Origin of the sequence: Dorea sp. D27, from assembly GCF_001185345.1 — a bacterium.
GTDB lineage: Bacteria > Bacillota > Clostridia > Lachnospirales > Lachnospiraceae > Extibacter.
On record NZ_KQ236743.1, the window covers coordinates 1212648 to 1224880 of the forward strand.

The following is a 12233-nucleotide window of genomic DNA, read 5'->3' on the forward strand; positions in this document are numbered from 1 at the left end:
ACTCATTTTGCCCTGTCCCTTATTTCAACTCTATCTCTTCTAATTCTTTCGGCGGCAGCCGTTTTGACGATGCTGATACGAATTCTTTTATCTTTTTCTGCGCCTTGGCGACCTGGATATTGGTTCCGGCCCCGGCCACGCAGCCGCCCGGACAGCCCATCCCCTCGATGAGGCAGCCATTCATCTTACCGGCCTTGGCAAGTGCAAGTGTCTTTTTGCACTCCGCCAGCCCTTCCGCATGTTCGATGCTTACGTCCACGCCCGGATAGTATTCCTTTACGCATTTCTCTATCGCTTCTGCCACACCTCCGGCAACTGCATAGCCTCGCCCTGCTCCGGTCGCATTGTGGAAGGACGACTCTGCTTCGTATTTTGACAAGTCAATATCCCTGGCATCAAACATTGCCTGAAGCTCTTCAAAGGTGACGACAAAGTCTACGTCACTGCGGACGGTCCTGCGCATCGCCTCAAGCTTCTTCGCCGCGCACGGGCCGATGAATACCACCCTCGCTTCCGGATGTTCCTGCTTTATCGTCCGCGCCGTGGCAACCATCGGCGTCAGCTCCTGCGACACCTGGTCTATCAGGTCCGGAAAATACTTCTTCGCAAGCATAGCCCATGAAGGGCAGCAGGAAGTGAGAAGGAAAGGAAGTTCACCTGTCGTCACTTTATTGACATAGTGATGCGCCTCTGCCACCGCTCCGATGTCCGCGCCGAGCGCCACCTCGTATACCTCTGAGAACCCAAGTTCCTGAAGTGCCGCCTTTAGATTCCTCGGCGTAATGTTGTCGCCGAACTGACCGGCAAATGCAGGGGCAATCTCCGCCACAATCTCATCGCCTTCCGTCAGAGCGCGGGCCAGCTGGAATATCTGCGACTTGTCGGATATGGCCCCGAACGGACAGCTTACCATACACATGCCGCATGATACACATTTGTCATTGTTGATGCGGGCCCGCCCGCAGTTGTCCGACTCAATCGCTCCGACTCCGCAGGCTTTCTGGCATGGACGCTCCTTCCTGGAGATGGCATCATACGGACAGACAGATTTACATTTCCCGCATTTGATGCATTTGTCCTGATCTATGTAGGAACGGCCTTTTATCATGGAAATGGCTTCCTTCGGACAGACTTCCATGCACGGATGGGCCAGGCAGCCTTTGCACATATTGCTGACCTCATACCCCCGCTCTTCACATGCCTCGCACGCGGAAGGTATCACCTGCATGAGAGGAGGTTCATAATACTTGTCCGAAATATTGCTCGACTCCACGCCTGCCGTCAGATGGACCGGCTTATTTTCCGGCCGCAGCGAAAGCCCCATAGCCAGCCTCAGCCTCTCCCTGACTACCGCACGGGCCCTGTATACGCTCTCCCTGTACTTTGCCGTGTCCTCGTTCACCATCTTATAAGGAATCGCCTCCATATCGTCGTTCAGCGTCTCGGCATTCGCCTTGAACCCAAGCCTGGCAACCTCCTCGAATACTTTTCTTCTAAGCTTCCTGACCGTCGTATCCAGTCCTCTCATCATAAAGCAGTTTCCTCCTGAATATCTTCCACTAATTTACTCCTGCCAACACTATACTGAATCGTTAAAAAGCTGTCAATATGAAGGCTTGTATTAAATCAAAAACATCTGTCATTCCTTGCTGTTCAGGACATCCTGTGCGTAATATACAGACTGCATTGCATCCCTGCCATAGAAATCCGCCCCTATCATGTCCGCGTATTCCTCATTCAATACAGCCCCGCCAACCATAACCTTGCAGTCCGGCTTTTTCTGTCTGAGCTGCCGGATCGTCTCCTCCATGCTTACGACCGTCGTCGTCATAAGTGCGCTTAAGCCCACGAGATGCACATCATCCGAGACTGCCCGTTCAACTATCGCCTCCGGCGCCACGTCTTTACCAAGATCAATCACATCAAAGCTGTAATTCTCAAGCAGCACTTTTACAATGTTTTTGCCTATGTCGTGGATATCCCCCTTAACGGTAGCCAGAATGACCTTCTCCTTCTTCCCCGCAGATTCTCCGCTTTTCGCCAGCTCATCTTTAAGCACCCCAAAAGCCAGCTTGGCCGCATCTGCGCTCATAAGCAGCTGTGGAAGGAAGATGATTCCTTTTTCAAAACCTTTCCCCACAACGTCAAGAGCCGGTATGAGGTGTTCATTGATAATGTCAAGCGGCGCCTTCTCTCTCACAAGCCGGACGGCCGCCTTGTACGCCTCTTCCTTCAGCCCCTTTTCTATAGCCGCTTTGAGCGGCATCTCTCCGGAAGGCTGTACGGATGAGACCGCCGCTTTCTGATTGCCGTACTGGGCGATAAACTGCTCGCAGTTCTTGTCATAATTCATGAGCGCGCAGAAAGAGTAATAAGACCTCATCATATCTTCAGAGGACGGATTGATAATACCTGCGCTGAGTCCGCACTGCATCGCCATCGTATAGAAGTTGGCATTGACCGCAGGGCGGTAAGGCAGGCCGAACGATATGTTCGAAACACCGAGCACCGTACGGACACCGTAGTGCTCTCTCACCTTCCGAAGCGCATCCAGCGTAATCTTTGCACCTTCCGGCTCTGAACTGATGGTCATGGCAAGTACATCTATTACAATATCTTTACGGTCAATACCGTATTTTCCCGCTTCCTTTATTATCTTGCCGGCAACCTTGAGCCTTCCATCCGCCGTGTCCGGAATGCCGCCCTCATCAATCGTCAGTCCGATTACCACGCCGCCGTACTTCTTGATGAGCGGGAACACAGCGTCCATGGATTCCCGCTTCCCGTTTACCGAATTCACCATCGGCTTGCCGTTATATATGCGCATAGCTGCCTCCATGGCAGTTATATCTACCGTATCAATCTGGAGCGGAAGGCTTGTGACGCTCTGCAGCTCACACACCACCTCTTTCATCATAGATACTTCGTCAATATCCGGAAGCCCCACATTGACATCCAGAATATGGGCCCCCTTATCCTGCTGCGTGATGCCTTCCCTCAGGATATAATCCAGATTGTGTTCCTTCAGCGCCTGCCTGAATCTGCTCTTTCCTGTCGGATTGATGCGCTCTCCTATGATGACCGGCCGGTCACCGAGAAGAACACCCTGCCCATAAGACGATACAATCGTATCTCCTTTTTTTACCGGTGCCTTCGGCGCCATTCCCGAACATCTTCCGGCCATCGCTTTGATATGTGCGGGTGTCGTTCCACAGCATCCTCCAATCATGCAGGCGCCCTTTTGCACGACCAGATGCATCGCCTCTGCAAAATGCATTGGGTCCACGTCATAATATACCTCCCCATCCTTCTGTTTCGGGAGACCCGCGTTCGGCTTCACGATAACAGGAATGGAGGTGTACCGTATTATCTCATCCAATACAGGCATCATCTGCTCCGGCCCCATCCCGCAGTTGATACCGAGGGCATCCACCCTAAGCCCTTCCAGCAGGGCGACGACAGACAACACATCGCCCCCTGTCAGGAGCTTTCCTCTCTCGTCAAAAATCATCGTTGCGAATACCGGAAGCTCCGTGTTTTCTTTCGCTGCCAGCACGGCCGCTTTCACTTCATATGTGTCGCTCATCGTCTCTATGTGGACGAGATCGGCACCGGCTTCCTCCCCATAACAGACGACCTCTTTAAAGGCTTCATAAGCATCCTCAAATGCCAAATCCCCCATCGGCCTGAGCAGCCTGCCCGTCGGTCCTATGTCAAGTGCAGTATAGATCTCCCGCCCGTCAGCAACGCCAAGCTCAGCAGCTTTCTTGACGTTACTGACGGCAGCCGACACGATTTCTTTTAAATCGTACTTTGTATCGTGGAACTTCAGTGCATTTGCACCAAATGTATTCGTCAGCACGATATCGCTGCCGGCTTCAAAATACTGCCGATGGATGTCTATGATTTCTTCCGTGTGCAACAAATTCCACGTCTCCGGGAGTTCCCCCGGCCTCAGCCCCTTTGATTGGAGCAGGGTGCCCATACCACCGTCAAAATATAATAATTCTTTTCCAAGTCTCTGTGATAACATCCACTTTCTCCTTTGCCATTGTCTTCCTTCATCTTCTATAGGGACAGTCTGTCATCCCGCACATCTCACAGCCCTTTCTGTGGCACGGTTCCTTGATCCTGCTCATCCCTATGACCGCTGTGACAGACTTCGTCGGTGTCAGCATGCTGCTTCCGGTCATCGTCAGTCCAATCTTCTTGGCGGTGTCCAGCATCCTCAGGATTTGTTCCTGATGTTCTATCGGAAAATCTCCGTAACCCGGGCTGAAGCGCGGGCGGAGATACAGGCCCCGTTCCTTCGCCTCCTGCTCAATCTCAAGCTGGCAGCTGTCCACATATTCTTCCAGCAGAGCGGCGGCGCACGACTGTACGATAACCGCCTTGGCCATGTTTGTGATGCTCAGCTTCTTCATATACATATCTATCTCAATGCCGAGAGTCGCCCCTAGTACGGCCGCCATGTCGCAGCCTTTTAAATTTTTGGAAAGGCTTCTGCTCCTGATGCATAAATCTCCTATCACTACACAGTCCTGCTCTTTCAGTGTCAAGCCAAAAATGCGGTAGACGATTCTCTTGGCTGCCATCAGGTCCAGCTCTTCAAATGCTTCCCCTATCAGCGCAAGTGTATGATCATCTACCGCATGTCTGCCATAACCCAAGTAACGAACTGCTTCTTTCGTCCTTGTATCCATGTTTTCCCCTTATGCTTCGCTTATACTTTTACTATTTCCGACAGATTATACATGATTGCCTCTGCGACTTCCGGCTTGTTCATCGAATAGATATGTATGTTGTTGATCCCATTTGCAATCAAATCGATTATCTGGTCGGTTGCATATGCGATTCCGGCCTGCTGCATAGCCTTCGGATTATCTCCAAAACGGTCAACAATGGCACGGAACCTCTCCGGCAGCGCCGTTCCTGACAAAGAGCATATCCGCTTCATCTGCTTGGAATTCGTTACCGGCATGATGCCCGGAAGCACTGGTACAGTGATTCCTTTTTCGCGGATACGGTATAGAAAGTTATACAGGATATTGTTGTCAAAGAACATCTGCGTCGTGAGAAAGTCAACCCCGCATTCCACCTTGTTCTTCAGATTCTCAATATCGTCTTTCTTGTGTTCCGTTTCCACATGCCCCTCAGGATAGCAGGCCGCTCCTACGCAGAAGCTGCCCTGAGACTTTATATCCTGAATCAGTTCAAATGCATATTTATACTGGTTTGATACAGGAAACTGCACATCCTCGGGTATGTCTCCGCGAAGACCCAGTACATTTTCAATTCCCTCGTCTTTCAGCTTTCCAATCACCTGCCGTACTTCATCCTTTGTGGACGACGCGCATGTCAGGTGCGCCAGGCTTACTACTCCTAAATCATTCTGTATGTGGGATGCGATGTTTACTGTATTCTTGCTCGTGCCGCCGCCTGCACCATAGGTAACACTTATAAATGACGGTTTTAATGCTGCTATTTTTTCTGTCGCAGACAGCACACTTTCATATCCTGCATCCGTTTTCGGAGGAAACACCTCAAACGAAATGTGCGGCTCCTCATCCTTCAGTATCTCTTTTATCTTCATCTGTTCTCCTCTTGATGTAATCTTATCCACTGCTGTTAACAGAGTATGCTTTCGTATAAATCTTCATATTGCTTTGCAGAATTCTTCCACGAGAAATCCTTCTGCATGCCTCGTTCCACAATCTTGTTCCAGTCCCTCTTCTTATCGTAATAGATACGTTCTGCATAGCGGATCGTGCCGAGCATCTCATGGGCATTGTAGTTCATGAAGCTGAAGCCGGTTCCGGTCTTTTCAAACTCATTATACGCCTCGACCGTATCTTTCAGACCGCCCGTCTCTCTTACAACCGGAACCGTCCCGTAGCGCAGGCTCATGAGCTGGCTCAGTCCGCACGGTTCAAACAGGGACGGCATCAGGAATGCATCGCAGGAAGCGTATATCTTATGGGACATCGGTTCTGAATAGAATATATTTGCAGATACCTTATCCGCATACTTCCAGGCGTAGTGCCGGAACATGTTTTCATATTTCTCTTCCCCTGTCCCAAGTACCACCAGCTGTACCGCGTCCTGGCACAGTTCATCCATGACATAAGATATGAGATCGAACCCCTTCTGGTCTGTCAGCCTTGACACGACTCCAATCATCATCACGCGGTGGTCAGCTTCCAGTCCCAGCTCTTTCTGAAGCGCAATCTTATTCTTTACCTTTTCCTTGCGGAAATTGTCTACCGAATAATTCCTCTCAATGTGCTGGTCATCCGCCGGATTATAGTCTTCATAGTCAATACCGTTCACGATGCCGGACAGGCAGTTGGCTCGCGCGTTCATAAGCCCGTCCAGCTTCTCTCCGTAAAACGGAGTCTTAATCTCTTCTGCATAGGAGCTGCTCACCGTGGTAATCCGGTCAGCGTATACGATGCCACCTTTGAGATAATTGGCATCTTTATACGCTTCCAGCTTATCCGGTGCAAAATAATATCTCGGCAGCCCGGTTATATCCATTACTCTCTTCGTATCCCATGTTCCCTGAAACTTCAGGTTATGTATGGTCATGATTGTCTTTATGCCCCTGTAGAATTCATTTCCATATCGGAAATTATCCAGATATACCGGGACGAGACCGCTCTGCCAGTCATGGCAGTGCAAAATGTCAGGTCTGAAATCAATCAGCGGCAGTGCGCTGAGAACTGCTTTTGAAAAAAATGCAAACTTTTCAATATCCGAATACATATCCCCATATGGCGTAAATCCATTAAAGTAGTATTCATTATCTATAAAATAGAACGTAATTCCATCGTATTCTAATTCCAGTATCCCAACGTATTGTGTCCTCCAGTTCAAGTCCATATAAAAGTGGGTACAATACGTCAGTTTCTCTTTCCATTCATCCTTCATGCACATATACTTCGGTAACATCACTCGTACGTCATACGTTTCTTTATCAAAGTACTTTGGTAAAGAACCGACTACATCGGCCAATCCCCCAGTCTTTATAAAAGGTACTGCCTCAGAAGCCGCAAATAATATTTTTTCCATCAGATTTTCCTCCCAACCTCACGATATGTATTATTATACCGTATTTTTTTTCAGAAGGAAAGTCTTATCTGTTTTTATATTCCAAGCGAATCGTGTCAGCTATCAATGCGATAAACTCTGAATTCGTTGGTTTTCCCTTTCCGTTGCTTACCGTGTAACCGAACAAATCGTCCAGCGTATCCAGTTTTCCTCTGCTCCACGCAACCTCGATTGCGTGTCGTATTGCTCTTTCCACCCTGCTTGCTGTCGTCTGGTGCATTTTCGCTACTGTAGGATACAGAACCTTCGTTATGGCATTCAACACATCCATATCTTCCACTGCCATAATGATCGCATCCCTCAGATAATGGTATCCTTTGATATGAGCCGGTATACCAATCTCATGTATCATGTCTGTTACTCTCGTTTCCAGATTCACTTCCGGCTGACGGCTTAAAGTTGTTTCCCCCGGGGACATCTGTTTCATCTCATGTCTTATCACATGGTTCGCATGTTTTATCCTGTTCAGTACCATATCGTTGTTAAACGGCTTCATGATATAGTAATTCGCGCCTTTTTTAAAAGCGTCTTCTGTAATTCTTTCCTGACCTACCGCTGTTACGACAATAAAGTCCGGGTGTTTCTTGATTTCCTTATCTTCGTTGACAAGATCCATTACACTCAGACCGTCCATTTTCGGCATTATCAGGTCCAACAGGACAACATCCGGCTGTTTCTGCCTAATAAGCTCATACATGTCCTCCCCATTATTCGCCTTACCGACAAGTGTCAGTTCCTTGTCATTGCTTATGATATCGCCAAGCAAATCCAAGATTCTCTCATTGTCGTCGGCTATCGCTACGTTTATCTCTCCCATTTGGCGTAAAGCCTCCCTTCCTCATATAAAAACCGTCAGAATTTATTATATATTTCGGCATATAGCAAAGCAAGAAATTACTGTCGTAAAAACTTGACACCAATCGACAGTTTACAGACTATTCTACATAATCCAACATATTCTCTATGAAAATGCCATACCCTTTCGTGGAATCCTGAACGAACACATGGGTAACCGCCCCGATTAATTTGTTATTCTGGATTATCGGGCTTCCGCTCATGCCTTGTACGATTCCGCCGGTTATTTTAAGGAGCTCGGAATCCGTCACTTCAATGACAATTCCCTTGTTCACTTCTTTGGCGTTTTTGTCGATTTTTGTAATACGAATATCATAATCTTTTACTTTGCCGTCAACGGAACACCGTATGACAGCATCTCCCTCTTCGATATCATCTTTGCTGCCGACTTCTATCGGCGTCTGGTCTGAAAAAAGCGCATCAATCCGCTCAATACGGCCGAATATCCCAGATTCCGTATTTTTCTCGATGCTGCCGAGCACATTGTAATTATTGTAGATGATAATGCCCTCCATGCCGCCCGGTACGCCATTCTCACCCTTCTGTATGTCTTTGATGCTCGTCGTGTAAAGTGTGCCGTCATTGATTTCCAGGAGTTCGTTCGTATCCACGTCGTGGATTCCGTGCCCAAGGGCTCCAAATTGGCTGTCCGTATTCAGAAAGGTAATCGTGCCGAGACCCTGTGCATTGTCGCGCACCCATATGCCTAGCTTATAATCCCTCGTGCCGCACTGTACCGGCTTCAGTTTGATATTGATGTACTTGTCCGTGCGGCGTACCTTCAGCACAACCTCGTCCTCATCCAGCTTCTTCATCGCTGATATCAGTTCAGATTTGCTGTTTATCTCTTCGTCGTCCAGCCCCACGATATAATCGCCCGACTTCACAAGGTGTGCCGCCGGTTCATAATCCATCCCGTCCACGGACGTGACCGCATCCGTACCGAGAACCATCACTCCCTCCGTCTCCAGATAGATGCCGATGGGCATCCCTCCCGGAATCACCATCCGCTTGGACTCAGCGCTCGCGCTCACCTCCTGTCTCAGCTGGCTGTGCTGGTCCTCGATAAGATAATAGCTGCCCCCCACCGCAATCGTAAAAGTAACAATAATGATAAGTATTTTCTTGTACCAGTATCTCCGCATACCAAACCCTCCTGAAATTGTATAGAATTGTCATAGGGGTCAGACCCCTGTCGCGACAGGGGTCTGACCCCTATGACAATATCGAAAAAAGACAGACACTTTCATGTCTGTCTTAGTATATGATTTTTTCACGATTTCACTCTGGATTTTTTTGTCTGTTTTGCAAGTTCCCGCATTTCTTTTGCATTTTTCATTACAGTATCTGTTATTTTGGCACCGCCGAGTATCCTTGCCAGCTCATCTGTCGACTCTTCCTCTGTCAGTGGCCGGATACCTGTCTTTGTGCTCTCTTCGGTCACCGTCTTTTCTATGACGAAGTGGCAGTCCGCCATCGCGGCTATCTGTGCAAGATGGGTGATGCAGATTACCTGATGCTTCCTTCCAATGACCGCCATCTTCTCGGACACCTTCTGTGCGGTCCGTCCGCTGATTCCGACGTCAATCTCGTCAAAAATCAGTGTCTCTATGTCGTCCCGGTCTGCCATGACCGTCTTGATTGCCAGCATGATTCTGGACAGCTCGCCGCCTGAGGCCACGTTGATGAGCGGCTTAACGGGCTGTCCAGGATTGAGCGATATCATAAATTCCACATCATCCGTACCCTGGACCGTATAGTCAGCCAGCTCCTCAAACTGTATCACAAAGCTGACATCTTCAAAATTCAATTCCAGCAGACCTTCTTTGATTGCTCTCTCCAGAATCGCCGACTGTTCTTTCCTCAGGCGGCTCAGCCTGCCCGCCTGCTTCTTCAGCTCTTTTTCAGCTCTGTCACAGGATTTTTTTAACGTGTCTATATACTGTTCATAATCCTCAAGCTTCTGAATCTTATCCTGCTGTTCCGTACAATAAGCCAGAATCTCATCTATAGTATTCCCGTATTTTTGTTTTAAATGATTCATTTCATTCAAGCGGTTCTCCGTCTCGATAAATTCTGCTTCAGAAAACTCGCACGATTTGCTGTAATCGGACAACTCTCTGTTAAAATCATTCAGCAGACTGTCCACTTCCACCAGCTGCCCGTATAGCTCCTCCGCACGCCTGTCATATTCTGAAGCCTCGGATAGCGCGCGTATCGCCCTGCTGAGCGCTTCGCTCGCGCTGGATTCTCCTTCGCTCGTCAAGGTATATGCCTCCGCAACACCATCGGCAATCTTCCTGCCGTTTGCCATGCGGCGGTATAAAGACTCCAGCTCCTCATCCTCTCCTGGCTTGAGCTCCGCCTTCTCTATCTCCTCCACCTCGAACTTAAGGAACGCAAGCTCCTTGGCACGCTGCGCCTCATCCATATCTGCCTCTTCCAGCTCTTTTCTGCGCGCCATGTAAATATAATACGCCTGGGCCGTCTCTTCCTTCACGGAGCCGACATAATCTCTTGCAAATGCGTCTACAATTTCCAGATGATTCTTCTTGTAGAGCAGCGACTGATGCTCGTGCTGCCCATGGATATCAATCAATACAGAAGACACTTCTTTTAAAAGTCCCATCTGTACCGTCTCGCCGTTGATTCTGCTCACACTTCTCCCTGCCATGAGACGCCTGCTCAGTACAACCATCCCATCCTCCGGAAATACGTCGAGCGCTTTGAGCTTTTCCGTCTGCCGCTCATTCTCCACAACAAATGCAAGCTCCACGAATCCATAATCGGCACCTGCACGTATGATGTCTTTCGTGTAACGGCCGCCGAGCGCAAGGCTGACTGACCCGAGAATAATAGATTTTCCAGCCCCTGTCTCTCCTGTAAGTATATTCAGCCCTTCTTTGAAGTCTACTTCAATTTCATCAATCAGGGCAAGATTTTTCACATGTAAATTTTGTAACATACTGCCTCCTACAAGACAATTTTGCTTATTTTGTCCATAACACGGACCGTATCATCCACACTGCGGATCGCGCACATGATTGTGTCGTCTCCCGCGATGCTTCCCACCACTTCATTCCACTTCATAGCATCAATCGCAGCACACACGGCCATAGCCATGCCCGCCACCGTCTTGATGACAAGTATGTTCTGAGCCATGTCCATAGATACATAGCCGTCTTTGAGCACGCGCATATACTTTTCGCTCATGCCGCTCTGGGCACTCTGGTGAACCGCGTAGCGCTGTTTTCCGTCTTCAAAGGGAACCTTTGTAAGCTTAAGGTCACGTATGTCTCTGGAAACGGTAGCCTGCGTAACCTTGAATCCTTCGTTCGTGAGATAGTCCGCCAATTCTTCCTGTGTCTCAATATGGTATTTGTTGATAAGCTCAATAATCTTCGCATGTCTGTTTACTTTCATGATGTTAGTTTCCTTTCATCTTTCTGCGCAGCGTTTCTAAAAAACTCATCTGGCTCAGTTTCACAATCTCCGTGACGGCTTCTGACTTCCTGATCGTCACGCTGCTGCCTGTCTCCAGATTCACCGTATCTGCCCCGTCGAACGTTACGAACACTTCCTCCGTCGTATCATGCCTGCCCCTGCCAATCTCAATCTCAATCTCATCCTCGGCAGACAGCACGATACTCCTCGTATTGAGCGCGTGGGAGCATATCGGCGTAATCACGATCATAGAAGCCGTCGGCTCGACGATAGGCCCGCCGGCCGACAGGTTATAAGCAGTGGATCCTGTCGGCGTGGAGATAATTACCCCGTCCGCCTCATAGGCATTGAGCAGCTCCCCGTTCACATAGAGTCTGAAATGGATGACCCTCAGCTCACCTTTTCTGGATACGACGATATCATTGAGAGAGACATCGCTGCTCCCGTCTTCAAATATCCCCTCCAGCATCATTCGTTCTTCCTTTGCGTAGTCGCCCCGCAGAATCTGCTGCACCGCATCGTCCAGATGGCAAAGCTCCACTTCGGTCAGATAGCCGAGCGTCCCCATGTTGATGCCGAGAACCGGAACATCCCGGTCTCTGAAAAGTCTTGCGACCTCAATGAGGCTTCCGTCCCCACCTATGACAACCGCACAGTCAATCGCATCCGGCACGCTCTCCGGAATAATAACTTTCTGCTCATCTTTCTCACACAATATACAAGTCTTCCCGCCATCTTCCAGCAGCCGCTTTACTTTTCCCGTCACCTGGCGGTCCGGATCCTTTCCGTCATTCGTCACAATATAAAATCTGTCCATACGCATC

10 protein-coding genes are annotated in these 12233 nt (G+C 49.1%); all 10 read right to left on the reverse strand.

Annotation, left to right across the window (positions count from 1 at the left end; genetic code table 11):
* Positions 1-19 precede the first annotated feature (19 nt).
* Positions 20-1531, reverse strand: coding sequence for a 4Fe-4S dicluster domain-containing protein (locus HMPREF0980_RS05710; RefSeq protein ID WP_049728122.1), 1512 nt, complete (start codon positions 1529-1531; stop codon positions 20-22).
* Positions 1532-1639: 108 nt separating this feature from the next.
* Positions 1640-4033 carry a homocysteine S-methyltransferase family protein gene (locus HMPREF0980_RS05715; protein WP_049728123.1) on the reverse strand — a complete coding sequence of 798 codons (2394 nt, stop codon included), beginning with the start codon at positions 4031-4033 and terminating at the stop codon, positions 1640-1642.
* Between the two features lie 28 nt (positions 4034-4061).
* Entirely contained in the window at positions 4062-4703 is a 642-nt protein-coding gene (locus tag HMPREF0980_RS05720; RefSeq protein ID WP_049728124.1) for a vitamin B12 dependent-methionine synthase activation domain-containing protein, read from the reverse strand.
* Positions 4704-4723: 20 nt separating this feature from the next.
* On the reverse strand, positions 4724-5593 hold the full coding sequence (metF, locus tag HMPREF0980_RS05725; protein ID WP_049728125.1) for a methylenetetrahydrofolate reductase [NAD(P)H]: 870 nt from the start codon (positions 5591-5593) through the stop codon (positions 4724-4726).
* Between the two features lie 35 nt (positions 5594-5628).
* Positions 5629-7071 (reverse strand): glycogen synthase GlgA, encoded by a 1443-nt coding sequence (gene glgA / locus HMPREF0980_RS05730; RefSeq protein WP_049728126.1) that lies wholly within the window; start codon positions 7069-7071, stop codon positions 5629-5631.
* A 64-nt stretch (positions 7072-7135) separates the two neighbouring features.
* Positions 7136-7927 carry a sporulation transcription factor Spo0A gene (spo0A, locus tag HMPREF0980_RS05735; RefSeq protein ID WP_049728127.1) on the reverse strand — a complete coding sequence of 264 codons (792 nt, stop codon included), beginning with the start codon at positions 7925-7927 and terminating at the stop codon, positions 7136-7138.
* A 118-nt stretch (positions 7928-8045) separates the two neighbouring features.
* Positions 8046-9110 (reverse strand): SpoIVB peptidase, encoded by a 1065-nt coding sequence (spoIVB, locus tag HMPREF0980_RS05740; protein ID WP_049728128.1) that lies wholly within the window; start codon positions 9108-9110, stop codon positions 8046-8048.
* A 128-nt stretch (positions 9111-9238) separates the two neighbouring features.
* Positions 9239-10930, reverse strand: a complete 1692-nt coding sequence (gene recN, locus HMPREF0980_RS05745) for a DNA repair protein RecN (RefSeq protein WP_049728129.1) — start codon at positions 10928-10930, stop codon at positions 9239-9241.
* Positions 10931-10938: 8 nt separating this feature from the next.
* Positions 10939-11388, reverse strand: a complete 450-nt coding sequence (gene argR, locus HMPREF0980_RS05750; RefSeq protein ID WP_049728130.1) for an arginine repressor — start codon at positions 11386-11388, stop codon at positions 10939-10941.
* Positions 11389-11392: 4 nt separating this feature from the next.
* Positions 11393-12226 carry an NAD(+)/NADH kinase gene (locus HMPREF0980_RS05755; protein ID WP_049728131.1) on the reverse strand — a complete coding sequence of 278 codons (834 nt, stop codon included), beginning with the start codon at positions 12224-12226 and terminating at the stop codon, positions 11393-11395.
* Between the last annotated feature and the right edge of the window lie 7 nt (positions 12227-12233).